Source organism: Jeotgalibaca porci, from assembly GCF_011299095.1.
In the GTDB taxonomy this organism is placed as follows: Bacteria; Bacillota; Bacilli; order Lactobacillales; family Aerococcaceae; genus Jeotgalibaca; species Jeotgalibaca porci.
On record NZ_CP049889.1, the window covers coordinates 2,174,891 to 2,196,245 of the forward strand.

At 40.1% G+C, this 21,355-nt stretch carries 19 protein-coding genes and 1 pseudogene; 19 read left to right on the forward strand and 1 reads right to left on the reverse strand.

The genetic code is table 11. From position 1 onward, the window contains the following. Positions 1-63: 63 nt before the first annotated feature. The 8 genes from G7058_RS10955 (at position 64) to queA (ending at position 8,977) form a co-directional block, all read left to right on the forward strand. On the forward strand, positions 64-870 hold the full coding sequence (locus tag G7058_RS10955; protein WP_166063555.1) for a TIGR00282 family metallophosphoesterase: 807 nt from the start codon (positions 64-66) through the stop codon (positions 868-870). Next, the gene (locus tag G7058_RS10960; protein WP_166063556.1) at positions 870-1,235 is read left to right on the forward strand and encodes a YlbF family regulator; all 366 of its coding nucleotides are present in this window, start codon (positions 870-872) and stop codon (positions 1,233-1,235) included. The genes G7058_RS10955 and G7058_RS10960 overlap by 1 nt, the downstream gene beginning before the upstream one ends. Before the next feature lie 9 nt (positions 1,236-1,244). Beyond that, on the forward strand, positions 1,245-3,806 hold the full coding sequence (gene mutS / locus G7058_RS10965) for a DNA mismatch repair protein MutS (protein WP_166063557.1): 2,562 nt from the start codon (positions 1,245-1,247) through the stop codon (positions 3,804-3,806). Between the two features lie 12 nt (positions 3,807-3,818). Next, positions 3,819-5,663, forward strand: coding sequence for a DNA mismatch repair endonuclease MutL (gene mutL, locus G7058_RS10970; RefSeq protein ID WP_166063558.1), 1,845 nt, complete (start codon positions 3,819-3,821; stop codon positions 5,661-5,663). A 75-nt stretch (positions 5,664-5,738) separates the two neighbouring features. Then, positions 5,739-6,164 carry a peptide-methionine (R)-S-oxide reductase MsrB gene (gene msrB, locus G7058_RS10975; RefSeq protein ID WP_166063559.1) on the forward strand — a complete coding sequence of 142 codons (426 nt, stop codon included), beginning with the start codon at positions 5,739-5,741 and terminating at the stop codon, positions 6,162-6,164. Positions 6,165-6,293: 129 nt separating this feature from the next. Then, complete coding sequence (ruvA, locus tag G7058_RS10980; protein ID WP_166063560.1) at positions 6,294-6,896, forward strand: Holliday junction branch migration protein RuvA; 603 nt, start codon at positions 6,294-6,296, stop codon at positions 6,894-6,896. 12 nt (positions 6,897-6,908) lie between these two features. Continuing rightward, entirely contained in the window at positions 6,909-7,922 is a 1,014-nt protein-coding gene (ruvB, locus tag G7058_RS10985) for a Holliday junction branch migration DNA helicase RuvB (RefSeq protein ID WP_166063561.1), read from the forward strand. Positions 7,923-7,930: 8 nt separating this feature from the next. After that, positions 7,931-8,977 carry a tRNA preQ1(34) S-adenosylmethionine ribosyltransferase-isomerase QueA gene (gene queA / locus G7058_RS10990; protein WP_166063562.1) on the forward strand — a complete coding sequence of 349 codons (1,047 nt, stop codon included), beginning with the start codon at positions 7,931-7,933 and terminating at the stop codon, positions 8,975-8,977. Positions 8,978-9,055: 78 nt separating this feature from the next. Here queA and G7058_RS10995 read toward each other — a convergent pair whose 3' ends face one another. Further along, on the reverse strand, positions 9,056-9,241 hold the full coding sequence (locus tag G7058_RS10995) for a YjzD family protein (protein WP_166063563.1): 186 nt from the start codon (positions 9,239-9,241) through the stop codon (positions 9,056-9,058). 132 nt (positions 9,242-9,373) lie between these two features. On the opposite strand from G7058_RS10995, the pseudogene dnaE reads away from it, so the two are divergent. The 11 genes and pseudogenes from dnaE to G7058_RS11045 all read left to right on the forward strand — a co-directional run. After that, positions 9,374-12,264 (forward strand): annotated as a pseudogene (gene dnaE, locus G7058_RS11000) (DNA polymerase III subunit alpha); the annotation flags it as partial. 6 nt (positions 12,265-12,270) lie between these two features. Beyond that, complete coding sequence (locus G7058_RS11995) at positions 12,271-12,702, forward strand: OB-fold nucleic acid binding domain-containing protein (protein WP_264372335.1); 432 nt, start codon at positions 12,271-12,273, stop codon at positions 12,700-12,702. A 160-nt stretch (positions 12,703-12,862) separates the two neighbouring features. Next, positions 12,863-13,825 (forward strand): 6-phosphofructokinase, encoded by a 963-nt coding sequence (gene pfkA / locus G7058_RS11005; protein ID WP_166063564.1) that lies wholly within the window; start codon positions 12,863-12,865, stop codon positions 13,823-13,825. Between the two features lie 36 nt (positions 13,826-13,861). After that, positions 13,862-15,619: a pyruvate kinase gene (gene pyk / locus G7058_RS11010; protein ID WP_166063565.1), complete on the forward strand. Its 1,758-nt coding sequence runs from the start codon at positions 13,862-13,864 to the stop codon at positions 15,617-15,619. Positions 15,620-15,811: 192 nt separating this feature from the next. Then, entirely contained in the window at positions 15,812-16,687 is an 876-nt protein-coding gene (locus tag G7058_RS11015; protein WP_166063566.1) for a CvfB family protein, read from the forward strand. A 20-nt stretch (positions 16,688-16,707) separates the two neighbouring features. After that, complete coding sequence (fur, locus tag G7058_RS11020) at positions 16,708-17,166, forward strand: ferric iron uptake transcriptional regulator (protein ID WP_166063567.1); 459 nt, start codon at positions 16,708-16,710, stop codon at positions 17,164-17,166. Positions 17,167-17,168: 2 nt separating this feature from the next. Then, entirely contained in the window at positions 17,169-18,059 is an 891-nt protein-coding gene (xerD, locus tag G7058_RS11025) for a site-specific tyrosine recombinase XerD (protein ID WP_166063568.1), read from the forward strand. A gap of 13 nt (positions 18,060-18,072) precedes the next feature. After that, entirely contained in the window at positions 18,073-19,245 is a 1,173-nt protein-coding gene (gene deoB, locus G7058_RS11030) for a phosphopentomutase (protein WP_166063569.1), read from the forward strand. A 25-nt stretch (positions 19,246-19,270) separates the two neighbouring features. After that, positions 19,271-20,089 carry a purine-nucleoside phosphorylase gene (locus G7058_RS11035; RefSeq protein ID WP_166063571.1) on the forward strand — a complete coding sequence of 273 codons (819 nt, stop codon included), beginning with the start codon at positions 19,271-19,273 and terminating at the stop codon, positions 20,087-20,089. Positions 20,090-20,201: 112 nt separating this feature from the next. Beyond that, positions 20,202-20,588 (forward strand): GNAT family N-acetyltransferase, encoded by a 387-nt coding sequence (locus G7058_RS11040; protein WP_166063572.1) that lies wholly within the window; start codon positions 20,202-20,204, stop codon positions 20,586-20,588. Then, a complete protein-coding gene (locus tag G7058_RS11045) occupies positions 20,585-21,352 on the forward strand; it encodes a segregation and condensation protein A (protein WP_166063573.1) in 768 nt (255 codons plus the stop codon). The genes G7058_RS11040 and G7058_RS11045 overlap by 4 nt, the downstream gene beginning before the upstream one ends. Positions 21,353-21,355 lie beyond the last annotated feature (3 nt).

The following is a 21,355-nucleotide window of genomic DNA, read 5'->3' on the forward strand; positions in this document are numbered from 1 at the left end:
TTCGAACGATTTTATGTTAAACTAAATAAATGAATGAGTATAAGAGAAGAGGCCTATATAATTATGAAAGTGTTATTCGTAGGGGATGTAGTTGGTTCAATTGGTAGAAAAATGTTGATTGAATCCTTGCCCGCACTAAAAGCAAAATACCGTCCACAACTGACGATTGTAAATGGAGAAAATGCAGCAGCTGGCAGAGGGATTACAGAAAAAATATACAAAGAATTTCTTCAAGCAGGCGTTGACGTGATTACCATGGGAAATCATACTTGGGATAATCGTGATATTTTTGAATTTATTGGAAACGAAAAAATAAAAATGATTCGTCCCGCGAATTTCCCAGAAGGAACACCCGGACTAGGTTATAAGATAATTCAGATTAACCAAAATAAAATTGCGGTTATAAACGTTCAAGGCCGCGTATTTTTGAACGCATTGGACGATCCATTCCGCAAAATGGATGCTATTCTAGAAGAAATTGGCGACGAAACGAACTGTATCTTTGTTGATTTCCACGCCGAAGCAACAAGTGAAAAACAAGCAATGGGTTGGTATTTAGATGGGCGCGTATCTGCCGTAGTAGGAACGCATACGCATATTCAAACGAATGATGCACGAATTCTTCCGCAAGGAACAGCCTATTTAACGGATGCTGGAATGACAGGCGCTTACGATAGTATTTTAGGTGTAGAAAGACATATTATTTTAGAGAAGTTCTTAACGCAACTTCCTGTTCGACATGAAATCCCTGAAGAAGGCCGAAAACTCCTTAGCGGTTGCTATATTGAAATAGACGATCGTACGGGGAAAGCAACAAAAATTGAAAATATTCTAATCAATGAGGACCGACCATTTGGGAGTGACTATTAGTGGAAAATCAGCAATACACGATTGAAATGAAAATTGACCAAGAATTAGAGCAGTTGATAGATTTGCTTACAGAAAAAGATGAAATCATTACATTTAAAACAGCAGAAGAAAATATTACTCACAATAAATGGATTCAAGAGAAAATTGAAAAGATTAAAGAAAAACAAAAAGATCTCGTGAACTTTGAATATTATGAAAAACCGCAAGCATATAGAGAAACATTAAATGAAGTTGAAGCATTAAATAACGAAATTGATAGAAATATTTCGGTTCAAAAGTATAGAACGTCATTGGCTGAAGCAAACGAGATCGTCCAACATCTATTCAAACAAATCCAGAGTGAGATAGATTCAATAAATAATTGAGGTGAAAGCATGCCACAAAAACCAAAACATACGCCAATGATGGAACAATATCTGGCAATAAAAGAACAATATCCCGACGCTTTCTTATTTTACCGTTTGGGAGATTTTTATGAATTGTTTAACGAAGACGCAATTAATGCAGCAAAGATTTTAGAAATCACATTAACTAGTCGCAATAAAAATGCTGACAATCCGATTCCTATGTGTGGCGTTCCATACCATGCTGCAAAAGAATATATACGCAAGTTGATTGACAGTGGTTACAAGGTTGCAGTGTGTGAACAGATGGAAGATCCCAAAACGACGAAAGGGATGGTCAAACGAGAAGTTGTCCAAGTCCTGACACCAGGTACCTATATGGGTGAAGTGAACGGAGATGGTAAAAAAAACAACTACCTCGTTGCTCTTGAAAAACAGGGTTCTGAGTACGCCTTGGCTTATACGGATATCGGGACCGGTGAGACACGCGTCACGCTATTAGAGAACGAAGATGCGGTCTTGAATGAAATTCAGTCAGTACAAGCTAAAGAAGTAGTCGTTCAATCAGAAGCTCAATACCCTGTTATTGAAACGTTGGAAACACGATTAGGAATTATTATCTCCCGTCAAAATGGAAAAATTGAAGATCCGATTCTGACGGTTGTATTGGAAGATATTACGGAACTGTTTTGTCAAGATGTATTAAGACTATTGATTAGCTATTTATCGCATACGCAAAAAAGAAGTCTTTCGCATATCCAGAAAGCAATCCGCTATAAATCCGATCAGTTTTTAAAGATGGATACGTACGCACGCCGAAACCTAGAGTTGACAACTTCAATTCGTGACCAACAAAAAGCGGGAAGTCTTCTGTGGTTGATTGACCGAACAAAAACAGCAATGGGCGGACGGAAATTAAAACAATGGTTGGAAAAACCATTAATCAGTGAGCAGGCAATTCGGAACCGGCAATTGATGGTGCAATCATTACTTGCCCATTATTTTGAGAGAATGGATATTGCACAGGCGTTGTCATCTGTTTATGATTTAGAGCGTCTTGTTGCCAAGATTTCATTTGGAAACGTCAATGGTCGTGATTTAATTCAACTGCAACGCTCATTGGAGCAACTTCCTGTATTGAGACAAATTTTGGAAGCAACCGGTGATTCTATTTGGGAAGCAACCTTAAAGCAAATGGCAGAAATGCCCGAAGTGGTCGCTTTAATTAATCAAGCCATCGTAGAAGATCCACCTATCTTAATAACGGACGGAAATATTATTAAAGACGGCTATAATGAAAAACTGGATCAGTATCGCGATGCCATGACCAATGGTAAAAAATGGATTGCATCCCTTCAACAATCCGAACGGGAAAAAACAGGTATCAGAACACTGAAAATAGGATTCAACCGCGTTTTTGGCTATTACATTGAAGTATCAAAAGCGAACGTTCCAAACTTGCCAGAAGGACTTTATGACCGTAAACAGACCTTGACGAATGCAGAGCGTTTTATCACGCCGGAATTAAAAGAAAAAGAACAAATTATTTTGGAAGCTGAAGAGAAATCAGCAACGTTAGAATATGAGTTGTTTTTAGAAATTCGTGATCAAGTAAAAAAACACAGCAAACAATTGCAGCTACTGGCGAAATGTATTTCCGAATTGGATGTCTACCAGAGTTTTGCTGAAATTTCGGAAGAAAAACATTATGTACAACCAGAAATTTCCTCGCAAACGAAAACGATCCATATCGTGAACGGACGCCACCCTGTAGTAGAAGAAGTGTTGGGCAAAGAAAAATACATCGCGAATAATCTGATTATGGATGAACAAAATGACATCTTATTAATAACCGGACCAAACATGTCGGGTAAGAGTACGTATATGCGTCAATTAGCGTTAATTGTTATTCTGGCCCAAATCGGCTGTAATGTTCCTGCTGAACAAGCAGAATTGCCGATTTTTGATCAAATCTTTACGCGTATTGGTGCGGCAGATGATTTATATTCAGGCCAAAGTACTTTTATGGTGGAAATGGTTGAAACCAACCAGGCTCTACAATATGCAACTGATAGAAGTTTGATTTTGTTCGATGAGATTGGAAGAGGGACCGCCACCTTTGATGGTATGGCTTTGGCTGAAGCGATTATTCGTTATTTGCATGGTTCAGGAAAAGGAAAAATGCTGTTTTCTACTCACTATCATGAATTGACAGTGTTGGAACATGAATTATCGGCGTTACGTAACGTTCACGTTGGTGCAATTGAGCAAAACGGTGAGTTAGTATTCTTGCATAAAATTATGAATGGTCCGGCTGACAAAAGTTACGGTCTACATGTTGCTAAGTTGGCTGGTATGCCGGATGCATTATTGGTGGAAGCAAAACGTATTTTGGAGCGCTTGGAAAGTAACGAGAAAGCTCCACTAGTGACAGATGATAGCCAACAACTCTCCCTTTTTAGCGCGAGTCAAATGGATATGAATGAGAAACAAATCATTAATGAAATTACAGATTTTTCTTTAGAAAATAATTCCCCGCTGCAGGTGATGAATCAAGTTAATGACTGGAAGCAATTATTGAAAAAGAAATGAGGATGATAAAATATGGCAACAATAAAAACATTATCTGAGCAACTATCCAATCAGATTGCTGCCGGAGAAGTAATTGAAAGGCCATCCTCAGTAGTAAAAGAATTGGTTGAAAATGCGATTGATGCTGGAAGTACGCAAATCGATATTTTGATTGAAGAAGCTGGATTGAAGAAAATTCAAGTCAGTGACAACGGCGATGGCATCCACCCTGATGAAGTAATGCTTGCTTTTGAACGTCATGCTACCAGTAAAATATATACAACTCAGGATTTATTTCGGATTCATTCCCTTGGTTTCCGGGGTGAGGCCTTACCCAGTATAGCTTCTGTCTCCAAGTTGACACTTGAGACCGCGACAACCGACTTACCTGGTAAGCATGTCTACATCGAAGGGGGCACCCTTGTGGAGGAACGTATACACGGTGCCAGAAAAGGGACAACCGTAACAGTCGAGAGTCTCTTTTATAATACGCCGGCACGCTTGAAATATATTCGGACAGTCCAAACCGAATTAGCTAGTATCTCGGATATTGTGAATCGTCTGGCACTTAGTCATCCGCAGATTGCCTTTCGCTTAATCAACGAAGGCAATCAGATGCTGCGTACTTCTGGCAATGGCGATTTAAAACAAGCTATTGCCGGTGTATATGGTACCGATGCAGCCCGAAAAATGCTAACACTCGCGTCTGAAGATCTTGATTTTAAGGTGAGTGGGTTTGTTAGTAAGCCGGAATTGACCCGTGCCAGTCGTAATTATATGACATTTGTATTGAATGGGCGGTATATCCGAAATTACAACTTGCAAAAAGCGATTGTAGAAGGTTTTGGTTCGCGCTTGATGATCGGACGCTTTCCGATTGCAGTAATTATCATCGAAACTGATCCGTTGCTACTGGATGTTAACGTTCACCCTTCAAAAAAAGAAATTCGTATCAGCAAGGAAAGTGAGCTCTCCGCTCTAATCATCAGAGCTATTCAAGCTGCCTTGAAAGAAGTTGTTTCGATTCCAAGTGGATTGGATAATCTATCATTTAAACGGAAGCCAATGGAAGAAGCCGTTCAGCATGAACAAATGCAAGTAGCCTTTACTCCTTCGCCTGTGCGTGAGGAGTCGCAACGGCTTGAGCCAACCTTTGTACCAAAAGAAGTCGTGGAGGAAACGGTAGAGCCTTTAGCAGATAATCACGACTACACGCCACCTGAGAATCACGACGAAGCTATTCTGGAAACTGTTAAGAAAATAGAAAACGAAGGGGAAGTCACACGTACATTCCCAGAGCTCTATTATTTTGGACAGATGCATGGGACGTATCTCTTTGCGCAAAATGATAACGGATTATACATGGTTGACCAACACGCCGCTCAGGAGCGAATTAAATACGAGTATTACCGTGATGAGATTGCAAATGTAGCCCGTGATCAACAAAGTTTACTTATTCCGATTACAGTTGATTTAACTATGGATGAATTTTTGAAAGTGCAGGATAATCAAGATAAATTAGAGGAAATTGGTATCTTCCTGGAGCCGTTTGGGAAACAAACCTTCCTTTTATCCCAGCATCCAACATGGTTTAAGCCGGGACAGGAAGAAGGGATCGTCAATGACATCGTACAGATGGTTCTGACGGATGCGTCCTTATCAGTAAGAAAATTGCGTGAAGCAACTGCTATAATGATGAGTTGTAAGCGATCCATCAAAGCGAATCATTATCTTCCTGACTATGAGGCACGCCAATTACTTGCCGACTTAGCTCAGGCGAAAAACCCCTACAATTGTCCACATGGTCGGCCTGTATTAGTTCATTTTTCCAATGTGGACATGGAAAAGATGTTCAAACGAATTCAAGATGCACACTAAGCCTGATTCCTTTGAATATTCAAACATATAAGATAAAATATAACCAAGCAAAATGATGAATAGGGGAATGTAAAAATGACTGATAAAGAACAATTACGCGAAAAGTTGACACCACTACAATATGAAGTAACCCAAAATGAAGCAACGGAAAGACCTTTCTCTGGTGAATACGATGACTTCTATGAAAATGGCATTTTTGTAGATGTAGTTAGTGGCGAACCGCTATTCAGCTCGACAGATAAATATGATGCTGGTTGTGGGTGGCCTTCATTCTCTAAACCAATTGCTAAGTTAACTGAAAAAGTGGATACGAAATTAGCCCGTGAAAGAACAGAAGTGCGCAGTAGTGAAGCTGATTCGCATTTGGGACATGTTTTTGAAGATGGACCAGAAGAAATGGGCGGCTTGCGTTACTGTATCAACTCTGCTGCAATGCGTTTTGTTGCTTATGAAGATTTGGAAAAAGAAGGATATGGCGACTACATGTCGTTATTCGAATAAGATCCCTTTCCAGAAAGGACCTCTTAGTGTTTATTCACTGAGGTCCTTTCTTAATGCTGTAATTTTACTGCACGCATAACGCAGCGTGTGATATGATAGATGATAGAAAAAACGAAAGGGGAAAGGCACATGTATGAATATATGCGAGGTCTTCTCGTCGCAGTTTACCCAACTTATGTTGTTCTCGATGTGAATGGAATCGGCTATCAAATTCTTGTAGCAAATCCTTTCCGTTATTCATCCTCAATAGATGAGGATGTGCAAATCTATCTTCATCAGGCAGTTCGTGAAGATAGTATGACTTTGTATGGCTTCGAAGATTTTAAAGCCAAACAGCTCTTCCTTAAACTAATCAGTGTATCCGGAATTGGACCGAAGAGTGGTCTCTCGATATTGGCAAATGGTGACCATGAAGGGTTGATTCAAGCAATCGAGACAGAGAACAGTACGTATTTGACAAAATTCCCAGGAGTAGGTAAGAAAACCGCTTCTCAAATTGTTTTGGATTTGAAAGGGAAGCTGACTGAATTGCTCGGAGAAATCAGCGTAGACGAGCCGATAGTCATTGCGCCGGATGAAAATGCATATATTGCTGAAGCAGAAGAAGCACTGCAAGGCTTGGGTTATTCTGTTCGTGAAATTAATAAAGTGCTGCCGAAATTAAAAGCACAGACATTCAGCGGTACTGAAGAAGTTTTACGTGCTGCCTTTAAGTTGATACTGAAGAGTTAGGAGGGGTAGAGTATGGATGAATTTCGCATGCTATCAAGTGACGTTGTAGAAGATAACGAAGAAATTATCGAGCAATCGCTTCGCCCTCAAGCGCTAAAAGAATATATCGGCCAAACGAAAGTAACCAATGAATTACAAATATACATTGAAGCGGCTAAATTCCGTAACGAAGCATTGGACCATGTGCTACTTTACGGGCCTCCGGGACTTGGAAAGACGACGCTCGCACGTGTTATCGCGAATGAAATGAATGTAAATATTCATACAACCAGTGGTCCGGCCATTGAAAAGCCGGGCGATTTGATGGTTCTGTTAAATGAACTAGAACCTGGAGATGTCTTGTTTATCGATGAAATACATCGCTTGCCACGAGTTGTTGAAGAAATCTTGTACTCGGCAATGGAAGATTATTTCGTTGATATTATCGTGGGGCAAGACGTGAATGCTCGTCCCGTTCATTTCACGTTGCCGCCGTTTACTTTGATTGGTGCGACAACAAAAGCAGGGAGCTTATCTGCACCGCTGAGAGCACGTTTCGGCATTGTATTGCGAATGGAATTTTATGACGTTGTGGATTTGACTAAGATTGTAACGCGGACTGCCGGTGTTTTAAATAACTCTATCGAAGAAGAAGGAGCACTTGAAATTGCACGTCGTTCACGTGGGACACCACGGATTGCGAATCGTTTATTGAGGCGAGTGCGAGATTATACGCAAGTCTATTCAGATGGGATTATAACCAGTCCACTGGCAGACAAAGCCCTTACGCTTCTGCGAGTAGATAAAGAAGGTCTAGACGCAATTGATAGACAAATTTTAACAACAATGATTGATTATTATCATGGTGGACCAGTCGGGATTGGCTCTATTGCAGCCACAATTGGAGAAGACCGTGACACGATTGAAGATATGTATGAACCGTACTTGTTACAAATCGGGTTCTTAAAGAGAACGCAAAGAGGTCGGGTTGTAACACCGATTGCTTACGATCATCTGGGGTACGATCTACCTAAAACGAATGAATAGATATAAGAATGAATAGAGGAATTAATGTGAAAACAAGCGATTTTGATTTTGATTTACCAGAAGAACTGATTGCCCAAGTACCTTTGACAGACCGTTCTGCTTCTCGTCTCTTAGTTTTGGATGCTTTATCCGGAACACTTTCCGATCAACATTTCCCATCCGTTTTGGATGAATTAGAAGCGGGAGACGCTTTAGTCCTAAATAATACACGTGTTTTACCGGCGCGATTACATGGTGTAAAGGACACTGGTGCACATATGGAAGTGTTACTTTTGACGAATACGACAGGTGATCAGTGGGAAACACTTGTTAAACCAGCGAAGCGTGCGAAGGTGGGAACCGTTCTTTCCTTTGGAGACGGTGTTTTAAAGGCTGTTGTGAAAGAAGTATTGGACCACGGTGGTCGTATTATTGAATTCCAATACGACGGCATTTTCTTGGAAACATTAGAAAGTTTAGGCGAAATGCCGCTACCGCCATACATCAAAGAAAGACTGGATGACGCTGATCGATACCAAACAGTTTATGCGAAAGAAAATGGTTCTGCAGCAGCACCGACAGCTGGCCTGCATTTCACTGAAGATTTGATGAAACAAGCCGAAGCAAAAGGGGTTAAAATTGTTTATCTAACCCTACATGTTGGTTTGGGAACCTTTAGACCGGTTTCTGCAGACGACTTGGACAGTCATGAGATGCATTCCGAATTTTATGACTTATCAGAGGAATCTGCACAGACTTTGAGAGATGTACGTGCAGCGGGCAAGAAGATAGTTGCGGTGGGAACAACATCTATCCGTACCTTAGAAACAATCGGTACGAAATTCGATGGCGACATTCAAGCTGATAGCGGTTGGACAAATATCTTTATTTCACCTGGTTACACATTTAAAGTAGTGGACGCATTTATTACGAACTTCCACTTGCCAAAATCAACATTGGTAATGCTGGTAAGTGCATTTGCAGGCAGAGAGAATGTCTTGCATGCGTATCACCATGCTATTAAAGAGCGTTACCGCTTCTTTAGTTTTGGTGATGCAATGTTTGTAAAAAAATAGAAGGGTTAGTTTAATCTTCTAGACACAATAAAGCTCTGAGAATCCTATATGAGGGACTCTCAGAGCTTTATTGTTACTTTATTTAACTTCCATTTTTTTGTCTTTGGGAAACATTGCTGTTAGACCAATAACAACTAGTCCGGTGAACAGACCGAGAATGGAAGCGTAGGCGAAATTATAACCGTTTCCTTCAAGGGCACTTCCGATATAGAAAGCGACGTGGCCTAGGATGAAGCCCCAGAATAAAGTTACCAAGTATCTCATTTCTTGCACCTTCTCTCCTTCATAATATTATCACGTTTATGAAATAACACAAGAATTAGTAACAAGTAGAACTACTTTAAATCAGGTCAATCGTATATAATAACATATGGATAGGAAGGGGGAATATATGCAATGGCATTCGTTCAACTTCAAGTAATTAGTCATTTTTCGCTCTTGCAGACAACGACCGCTCTTGAGGATTTAGTTCTATCGGCCAAACAAAGAGGATACAATTCGCTTGCTCTGACAGACTTCAATTATATGTATGGTCAGGTTGATTTCTTTAAGTTATGTAAAAAACACCATATAAAACCATTAATCGGGATTCAGCTCGAAATGCCTGGATTGGTGCTGACAGATCAAACATTCACGATGGTATTTCTGGCGAAGAATTACGTCGGTTATCAGAAGCTTTTAGAATTATCGACGGTTCGCTCAACAAATGATTTCCTTGCACTAAAAAAAGCAATGGAAATAGGGATGGAAAATATTTTTGCTATCACTCCGGGTGAAACAGGCGAAATTGAGGAGTTGTTGTTACAAAACGAGCAAACTAAAGCTGAAGAAGTGGCTGAGGCTTGGAAGCAATTATTTCCAGCGGAACATTTCTTTATAGGGGTGCAGATTCATCGCCAGCTTCAGCAACTAATAAAACCTTTAACAGAAATAGCAAATAAACTCACATTACTAACAGTCGCTATGCATGATGTCCGGTATTTAAATAAAAATGATTATTTCAGTACGAACGTTTTAAAAGCGATTGGTGACGGCGAACAAATAGAGGTGCTGGATGGGACTATCACCGGCACACATTTCTTACCTGAAGAAGCAGTTATCGCTCACCATTTCACGGAGTTAGGGTTAGGCGAAGCAGTTGCCCAAACACAGAAAATTGCTGATCAGATTGCCGTCGATTTACCGTTACATCAAAATCTATTGCCGGAATACCCTTTAGAAGAAGGTGTACAGACACCGGATTATTTACGAAAGCTTTGTTATGAAGGTTTGGCGGAAAGAGTTCCGGATGCGGATGAGCGGTACAACAAGCGACTAGAGTATGAGCTATCTGTTATTCACGAAATGGGGTTTGATGATTACTTCTTAATCGTTTGGGATGTCATGGACTATGCAAGGCGTGTAAAGGTATTACCTGGAGCAGGGAGAGGCTCCGCTGCAGGCTCGTTGGTCGCTTTTGTATTACGAATCACCCATGTTGATCCCATTGCTTATAACTTGCTGTTCGAGCGTTTTCTCAACAAAGAAAGATACACCATGCCGGATATCGATTTGGATTTTCCGGATGATCGACGGGACGAAATCTTACAGTATGTTCATAAAAAATATGGTCATGAACACGTTGCACAAATTATTACATTTGGTACATTGGCAGCTAAGATGGCTATTCGAGATACAGCACGTGTCTTTGGTCTGACAACACAAGAAGCAGGCGAATGGTCAGCTGCGATTCCGGCTCAGTTAGGTATTCGTTTAGCAGATGCCTGGAAGCAATCTCCGGCATTGCAGAGACTGACGGAGTCCTCGCGTGAAAATCAGTTGCTTTTTGAAACAGCCATGAAGATAGAAGGGTCCCCCGTCACATATCAACACATGCTGCGGGGGTGGTTATTTCCGGCCAGCCGCTCATGGAATTAATTCCACTCCAGCATCGCGATGGCGATATTCTCTTAACACAATATCCAATGGGGAATATAGAAGAAATCGGCTTGCTGAAGATGGACTTCCTAGGTTTAAAGAACTTAACTATTTTAAATGATGCCGTTCGGCTTGCTGAGAAGCAAAACAATACAACACTAGATATTTTTTCGATCCCGACTGATGATTCCGCCACGTTGGACTTGTTCAGAAGTGCGGACATGAATGGGATATTTCAGTTCGAGTCACGGGGAATTCGAAATGTTTTAAGACGTTTAGGTCCTGAAAACATTGAAGATTTGGTTGCAGTAAATGCTCTTTACCGTCCAGGTCCAATGGAACAAATCGAAACATTTATTAACCGTAAAAAAGGGAAGCAACAAATCATCTACCCGCATCCCAACTTGGAAGAAATTCTAAAAGTGACATATGGAATCATGGTTTACCAAGAACAAGTTATGCAGGTCGCCTCGAAATTAGCTGGATTTACTTTAGGTGAAGCCGATATTTTACGACGTGCGATTGGGAAGAAGAAAAAAGAGGCCATTGATGAACAGCGTCAGTATTTTGTTCAAGGTGCCCTAAAAAACGGTTATACAGAAGAAACGGCTTCTCAAGTATATGATTACATTGAACGGTTCGCCAACTATGGTTTCAACCGTTCGCACTCGGTAGCTTATTCTTACATTGCTTATCAAATGGCTTATATGAAAGCTCATTATCCGGCAGCATTTTATGGGGCATTGCTGAACTCGATTAACCCACATTCGGACAAAATGAATGACTACGTTCTGGACATGAAGAAAAATAAACTGGCGATTGGGTATCCGGATATCAATACGAGTTCTTGGGGGTTTTCTCTGAAAGATAATAAGATCCAATTTGGACTTGGTGCGATAAAAGGTGTGAGACGTGACTTTATTCAAGCCATCCTCTCAGAACGAAATCGTTCCGGTCCGTATCAAAATTTTGTTCATTTATTACGGCGTTTACCGGAAAAATGGTTAAAACCGGAAATGATTATGCCGCTAATCGGTAGTGGCGCTTTAGATGGTTTTGGTTACAATCGCGCAAGCTTAGAGCAATCGTTGCCCGGCATGTTAGCCAGTGTCGCTTATAGTGGCAATAACGTTGATTTGTTTCAGGTGTTAGAACCGAAGTATGTGGAAGTGGAAGAATTCAAGGCACCGGAATTGGCAGAAATGGAAGAAGAATACTTAGGTATTGCTTTAGTCGGCCACCCAGTAGATCAATACCATTATTTGTATAAAGAAGATAATATGAAATATCTGACAGAAATGGAACCCAATAAGACTGGTCAAACTATGGGACTTATTAAAGAGGTTAAAAAGATTCAGACCAAAAAAGGCGATAACATGGCCTTTATAACGGTAACGGATGCCACGGGCGTAATGAGCGGAACACTTTTTCCGGAAACGTATCGTGCGCACCTGAAGGTCCTTCAGGAAGGACAGTTGCTGGTGCTTTCTGGAAAACTGGATAATAAGCGTGGAAAAGATAAAGAATCGCTAATCATTCAAAAAATGATTCCGATTGAGACGTATATTTCTGAGCGTGAAAACAAACCTATCACCTGTTTTATAAGGGTAACCAGTGAAAATGAAGAGAAGTTTGACCAATTAAAAGAGCTACTGAAAGCTAATCCTGGAAGAAGCCGTACCATTGTTGTTGATACGGTAAATAACCGTAAAATATTGCTGGATCAAATGTATCATTTCAATCCAACAGAAACGGTTATAAATGAAATAAAAAAAATGTATGGATTAGCTAATGTTGTGGTAAAATAATAAAGGTCCTGTTACCGTTAACAATTGTTTCTTTCTATGATTTGATTTAAGATATTAGATGAAAACAGTGGTAATATAAGGAATGTAAGCTAGCAGGTAAATTGTCCAGATAAAATCTGGCTGATTTAACTTTTTCAAATTACTTAATGAGGTGAATATTGTGAAACGAATTGCAGTCTTAACAAGTGGTGGGGATGCACCCGGAATGAACGCAGCTATTCGCGCAATTGTGCGTAAAGGTATTTATGATGGTCTAGAGGTTTACGGAATTAACTATGGTTACGCGGGAATGGTTGCCGGAGATATCCATCGTCTGACAGTAGACGATGTGGGCGATACAATCGCACGTGGAGGTACAGTTCTTTATTCGGCACGTTATCCAGAGTTCAGTAACGTCGAAGGGCAACAAAAAGGAATTGAACAACTTAAGAAGTTTGGTATTGATGGTCTGATTGTTATTGGTGGAGACGGTTCTTACCGTGGTGGAGCAGCGTTGTCTAAACTAGGCTTCCCAACTATTGCTATTCCAGGAACGATTGATAATGACATCCCAGGAACAGAGTATACACTTGGATTCGACACTGCAATCAATACGGTCTTAGACTCAGTTGATAAAATTCGTGATACAGCTACAAGTCATGTTCGTACATTTGTTATCGAAGTAATGGGTAGAAATGCTGGGGACATCGCACTATGGACAGGTATCGGTAGTGGAGCAGAGAGTATTGTCATCCCGGAAATGAACTTTTCAATGGACGAAATTGTTAAGGAAATTGAAGATGGTCGTAGACGCGGTAAAAAACATACCATCATTATGCTTGCTGAAGGTGTTATGAACGGAAACGAATTTGCAGAAAAGTTACAAGAGTACAAAAATTACCATACACGCGTGACTGTACTTGGACACGTGCAACGTGGAGGATCACCTTCTGCAAGAGATCGAGTTTTAGGTAGTTTATTTGGCTATAATGCGGTACAATTACTTAAGGAAGGAAAGGGAGGACTGTGCATCGGCATAAGTGGCTCTCAAGTCGTCTTTAATGATATAATAGAGACGTTAGAGAGAAAACGTGATGTTCCATATCTATCTCTTTACCAAATCAACAAAGAAATCTCATTCTGATTTCTTTAACTATAATTGCATAGAGGAGTTTTAAGTATGAAGAAAACCAAGATTGTATGTACGATTGGTCCAGCAAGTGAAACAATCGATACACTTGTTCAATTGATTGAAGCAGGAATGAACGTTGCACGTTTAAATTTTTCACATGGTGACCATGAAGAACATTTAGCACGTATTAAAAATATTCGTGAAGCTTCCCGTATTACAGGAAAAATGGTAGGTATTCTGCTTGATACGAAAGGACCAGAAATCCGTACGCATAATATGGAAGATGGTATCGTATCTTTGGTTTCTGGTGAGACAGTACGTATTTCAATGACGGAAGTACAAGGAACCAAAGAGAAGTTTTCAATTTCCTACCCTGGTCTAATTGATGACGTTGTTGTAGGTAACCACATCCTACTTGATGATGGATTGGTTGACTTGGAAGTAACTGAAATTGATAAAGCTAACGGGGAAATTGTTACGCTTGTAAAAAACTCTGGAATTTTGAAGAATAAAAAAGGTGTTAACGTCCCTGGCGTTTCCACAAACTTACCTGGTATCACTGAAAAAGATGCATCCGATATCAAATTTGGTATCGAACAAGATGTAGACTTTATCGCAGCGAGCTTCGTTCGTCGTGCAAGTGATGTCTTGCCAATTACTGAAATTTTAGAAGAGAATAATGCAACGCATATTCAAATTATTCCAAAAATCGAAAACCAAGAAGGTCTAGACAACATTGATGAAATCTTGAAAGTTTCTCAAGGTATCATGGTTGCTCGTGGTGACCTAGGTGTTGAAATCCCGACGGAAGAAGTTCCAATCGCACAAAAAATGTTGATTGAAAAATGTAACCGTCTAGGTAAGCCAGTTATCACAGCTACACAAATGTTAGACTCTATGCAACGTAACCCACGTCCGACACGTGCGGAAGCTGGAGACGTTGCGAATGCAATCTTTGATGGAACAGATGCAGTTATGCTTTCTGGTGAAACAGCAGCTGGAGATTACCCAGTAGAAGCTGTTACAACAATGGCTACAATTGCAAGACGTACGGAAGATGCATTAGTTGGCCGTGATTCATTCGCACTTAAAGCTTACTCAAACACTGATATGGCAGAAGCTATTAGCCAATCGGTTGGTCATACAGCACGTAACTTGAACATTCAAACAATCGTGGCTGCAACAGAATCAGGACATACAGCGCGTATGATTTCTAAATACCGTCCAAAAGCTCATATTGTTGCTGTTACATTCTCTGATCGTCAAGCACGTGGTTTATCATTATCATACGGAGTTTATCCATTTGTAACTACTAAACCAGCTTCAACTGATGAAATGATGGACCTAGCAACTGTTGTTGCTAAGGAAAGTGGTTTTGCATCTGAAGGTGACTTGATTATTATTACAGCTGGTGTTCCAGTTGGTGAGCGTGGAACAACGAACTTGATGAAAATTCAACTACTTGGATCTAAATTGATTGATGGTCAAGGAATTGGCGATAAAGCAATCGTTGGTAAAGCAGTTGTAGCGAGTTCAGCTGAAGAAGCGAACAAAAACGCAACAGAAGATTGTGTCTTAGTTGTTAAAACGACGGATAAAGACTACATGCCAGCTATCGAAAAAGCAAGCGCAATCGTAGTAGAAACTGGTGGATTGACTAGCCATGCTGCTGTTATTGCAATTGCACAAGGTATTCCTGTAGTTGTAGGGGCAGAAAATGCAACTACATTAGTTACAGACGGTGAAATTATCACTGTTGATGCACGTCGCGGAATTATCTATCGTGGCACAACTACAGCAATCTAATCTTTAACTAAAAAGTAAACAAAACTGGAGAGATACACGGTTTGTGTATTTTCTCCAGTTTTTTTGTTTGTGAATATTGACCTTATTTGAAACAAACAGCGGGAATTATGATAAAATAACACTAAGCGTTAAAAGACATAAATAACGAAGAATAAAGCGGATTCGAAGGCAGAGTCCAGACGGAGGAAAGACATGAATAAAGATCTGGGAACAGTTGTTACAGCACTGGTAACGGACAAAAATGAACAAGCATACTTTGTTCAAAAAAGTGGCGTTACATATCGACTGGCAAAAACAGAGGTAGAAGCAGAACTTGACTTAGGGGATACAATTGAAGGGTTCGCCTATGAATCAATTAAAAAAGAGTTATCCTTCACTACAAATATTCCAAAAAGTCAGGTTGGGCACTTTGGTTGGGGAGAAGTCGTTGAAGTTCGAAAAGATTTAGGTGTCTTTGTCGACATCGGACTTCCTGACAAAGAGATTGTTGTCTCACTGGATTTTCTTTCTGATATTAAAAGCTTGTGGCCGAAAAAAGGCGATCGCTTGATGATTGGCTTAACTGTAGATGACAAGGATCGTATTTGGGGAGAATTGGCAGACGAAGAATTAATGCGCTCTATTGCACGTATACCGCAAGGCGACGATTGGCGGAATAAAGACGTAACAGGGACAGTTTATCGTTTGAAAATGGTTGGGACATTTATCCTTACCGATGATTACTACATCGGCTTTATCCACCCAACAGAACGAGAAGTTGAGCCGCGTCTTGGTGAACAAGTTAATGCGCGTGTTATTGGTGTGAGCCCGCACGGTATGTTGAATTTATCACTAAAACCACGTGTACATGAAGCACTAGAAGGCGATGCACAAATGATTCTAACGCTCTTACAAAGAAGCGCAACACAATCCTTACCTTACTACGACAAGAGTGATCCAGATGATATCCGCGATTACTTTGGTATCAGTAAAGCGCAATTTAAACGTGCATTGGGTCGTTTAATGAAGGAAGGCTTAATCATTCAAGAAGACGGACAAACCAAGCTAAAGACTGAAGGAACGAAGTAAAATTTTAGAGGAGGAGTAGAATGCTACAACTATCTATAAGTGATATCAAAAGCCAGTTGCAACGAGCTGGCTTTAAGATGACTCCTCAAAGAGAAGCTTTAGTTCAAGTCTTGATACAGCATAAAACAGCACATTTGAGCGCGGAAGAACTATTCATGCTCCTCAAACGTTCGCATCCCGATATTGGACTGGCGACTGTTTACCGCACGTTAGAGATTCTTACTCAACTAACGATTGTAAAAAAAATAGTGTTTGAAGACGGTATTGCCCGCTATGATTTGAAGCGGAAAGAAACAGGCCACTTTCACCATCATTTATTGTGTGTGAAGTGTGGCGAAATTGAAGAAGTATTCGAGGACTTATTATTCGACATCGAAAAGAAAATTGAGACAGATTATCACTTTAATATTATGGATCACCGGTTAACTTTTCATGGGGTCTGTAAAATCTGTCAATTCGCTGAAAGAGATGAGAGCTAACAATGGATGATATTATTCAAGAATACTTACAGCATCTAAGAATTGAACAAGGACTTGCCGTCAATACCGTTCAAAGTTATAGAAGAGATTTGCTGAAATTTTGTCGTTACTTAGAGGAACATAAAATTCCGACCTTTGATGCTGTGACGAAATTAGATGTTCAAGCTTATTTAACGATTTTAAATGAAGAAAATCTGGCAACGAGTTCGATAAGTCGGATGATATCAGCTTTAAGGCAATTTCATAAGTATTTGGTACAAGAGAAAATAATTATGAAAAATCCAATGGATGACTTGAAGATGCCTAAGAAGAAACAAAGTTTGCCTAAATCATTAAGCATGGCAGAAGTAGAACAACTTCTCGCTGCACCAGACGTAAAGACGGTTCTGGGATTAAGGGACCGGGCTATTTTGGAGGTCCTTTATGCGACGGGTCTTCGGGTAACAGAATTAATCACACTTACCTTAACCGAGCTTCACTTGGAATTAGGATTCATCCAAACGATAGGGAAAGGTGATAAGGAGCGGATTGTGCCACTGGGCGAAGAGGCTTCTTATTGGATGCAAGAGTACTTGGCAACGAGCCGTCCAGCTTTATCGCATGGAAGAGCGAACGCACCGTATGTCTTTTTGAACTTTCATGGCAAGGGATTCAGCAGACAAGGAATCTGGAAGAATCTGAAAATATTGGTCAGAGAAGCAGGAATTAACAAGAATGTTTCTCCCCATATGCTCCGACATTCTTTCGCAACGCATATTTTAGAAAATGGCGCTGATTTGCGGATTGTGCAAGAGTTGCTCGGTCATTCGGATATTTCAACAACACAAATATATACACACATTAGTAAAGAGCGGATGGTTGAATCATATCGTAAACACCACCCGAGAGCTTGAAAGGAGAAAAAATATGAAAAAATATAAACGTATACACATTATTGTTATGGACTCAGTGGGGATAGGCGAAGCACCGGATGCAGCGGCATTTGGCGATGTTGGTGCGGATACGCTGGGTAATATCGCAAAAACGGTTGGATTGAACGTGCCTGAGCTTGAGAAGTTAGGCCTGGGTCATATTGCCGATATTAAGGAAATTAAGCCCGTAGAAAACTACGTGGGATACCATACAAAATTGGAAGAAATCTCAGTTGGTAAAGACACAATGACTGGTCACTGGGAAATTATGGGATTGAATATTGAGACACCATTTAAAGTATTCCCAGACGGCTTTCCAGAAGAACTGATTGAAAAGATTGAAACTTTTTCAAATCGTAAGATCATCGGAAACAAACCAGCAAGTGGGACAGAAATACTAGACGAATACGGTGAGCATCAACTGGCAACAGGCGACCTGATCGTTTACACTTCAGCGGATTCGGTATTGCAAATTGCTGCTCATGAAGAAGTTATTCCTTTGGAAGAACTTTACAAAATTTGTGAATATGCACGTGAAATCACGTTAGAAGACCCATACATGATTGGCCGTATTATTGCACGTCCTTACTTAGGCGAGCCAGGCAACTTTGCTCGTACAAGTAATCGTCACGACTATGCTTTGAGTCCATTTGAAGATACAGCGTTGGATCATTTGAAAAATGCTGACTTGGATGTCATTGCAATCGGAAAAATCAGCGATATTTTTAATGATAAAGGGATTACTGATTCTGTTCGTACTGTTAGCAACATGGACGGTGTGGATCAATTGCTTAAAGTTATGGAACGTGATTTCACGGGAATCAGTTTCTTGAACTTAGTTGACTTTGATGCGGTATACGGACACCGTCGTAACCCAGAAGGATACGGACAAGCAATAGAGGACTTCGATAAGCGGATTCCAGAAATATTAAATGCTTTGGAAGAAAATGATTTACTGCTTATCACAGCTGACCATGGAAACGATCCGACAGCTCCAGGAACAGACCACACACGTGAGTATGTACCATTATTGGCTTACAGCAAATCAATGAAAAAAGCAGGCAAGCTTCCGCAAGGCTATTTCTCTGATATCGCTCAAACAGTCGTAGACAACTTTGAAGTGAAAGAAACAGAGAATGGAAAGAGCTTTTTAGCAGACTTAAACTAAATATAAAACTATAGGAGTGCAAAATATGTATATTACAATGGAAAAATTAGAAGAAACGACAGCTTATTTAAAATTAAAAGGATTCTTGGAGCCTGAAGTTGGTTTGATTTTAGGGTCTGGCCTAGGTGACTTGGCTGACGAGATTAGCGATCCGATTGCAGTTCCTTATGACGAAATTCCTAACTTCCCAACTTCAACGGTTGCGGGGCATAAAGGCCAGTTGGTTTACGGTACATTATCTGGTAAAAAAGTTATTGCGATGCAAGGACGCTTCCATTTCTATGAAGGCTACCACATTCAAGAAGTAACGATGCCAGTCCGTATCATGAAACTGTTGGGTGTTCACTCAATCGGAGTTACGAACGCAGCAGGTGGGGTTAACTTTGATTTCACACCTGGCGATTTGATGCTAATTACGGATCACTTGAACTTTACAGGACAAAATCCGCTAATTGGGAAAAATGATGACGCAATGGGACCACGTTTCCCAGATATGAGTACGACATACGATAAAGAGTACCAAGAAATTATTAAAGATGTAGCAACTAAGATGGATGTAACTATTAAAGAGGGAGTCTATATGGGCTTCAGTGGACCTACTTATGAAACACCAGCTGAAATCGTTATGTCGCGTACATTAGGCGCTGATGCAGTAGGAATGTCAACTGTTCCAGAAGCAATTGTTGCCCGTCATTCCGGCTTACGTATTTTCGGTATTTCATGTATTACGAATTTAGCTGCGGGTATGCAGTCCAACTTAAATCATGATGAAGTAGTTGAAACAACAACACGTGTGAACCACACATTTAAAGAGCTACTTAAAAATATCCTAAAAGAAATTTAGTCAGCAGCTTGACTGATTATTTGAGATTCCTGACCCTGTGTGGTAAAGTAACCTTTGGATTTTCAGGGTTAGGAAGCTTAATAATCATTTCTATAGATGTGAGGAGAATAAAGTGCTAATTTCTTATAACCAGAATTATGAAAAAATAGCCATGGGACTTCTTTCCTACATTGCAGACTTTAAAGCAGTCGATCGTTTACTAGATGAAATGGAAAGTTATATTCATTCCGAAGATAAACGGTTATATTTGTGGAAAGATAAAGAGACAGAGAATATTGTTGGCATTATTGGTTTGGAATACAATGATGTCGTCGTATTAGTTCGTCACTTAGCTATCAATCCATCGTTTCGTAACGAGGGGATTGTTTACAAAACGTTAGATAAATTACAAAGCCACTTCCCAGATCACGCGATTAACGGAACACTGGAAACAGCACCTTTAATTGCAAAGTGGGCTCAAAAAATGAATGAAACAGATAATTCGGGGAACCAACCATGACCAATGAACAAGAGTCTTTAACGATAAAATTAGAAAGCTTCGAAGGACCTTTAGATCTTTTGTTGCATTTGATTAAAGAATTAAAAGTGGATATCCTTGATATTCCAATGGCTGAAATAACTGAACAATATTTCCAATATCTTCATGCAATGCAAGAATTACGTCTTGATATTGCTGGAGATTATTTGTTAATGGCTGCAACGTTAGTTGAAATTAAAAGCAGGATGCTCTTACCCAAGAAGATGATAGAAATCGAAGAAGATTTCTATGAAGAGGGAATTGATCCACGCGAAGAATTAATTCAACAGCTATTGGAGTATAAAAGGATTCAAGAAGCAGCAAAACTCTTGAAAGAGATGCAGGAAGAGCGGGGAGAATACTTCACAAAACTTCCAGCTGACTTAGAGCATTATCGCCAGTCGATACCTCTTGAACCTGGAGAAGTGTCACGTGACGATTTGATGCATGCCCTTCAGAAGATGTATCAACGGATGCAAAAGAAGAAACCATTGCGCGCCAAGATGAATCATGAAGAAATTTCTGTTGAACGGACGATGGTTTATATTTTGGGCCGCTTTGAAGAATGTACGAATAAAAAAAGTATGCAACTTCCCTTCACTTCATTTTTCGAAATTCCTTCCAAAACAGCTATTGTAAATACATTTTTAGCAATGTTGGAATTAGTAAAAGAACGTAAAATTATGTTTAAGCAAGATTTTACATATGGCGAAATATTGCTGGAAAGGCTGCAGGAGAGTGAGTAATTG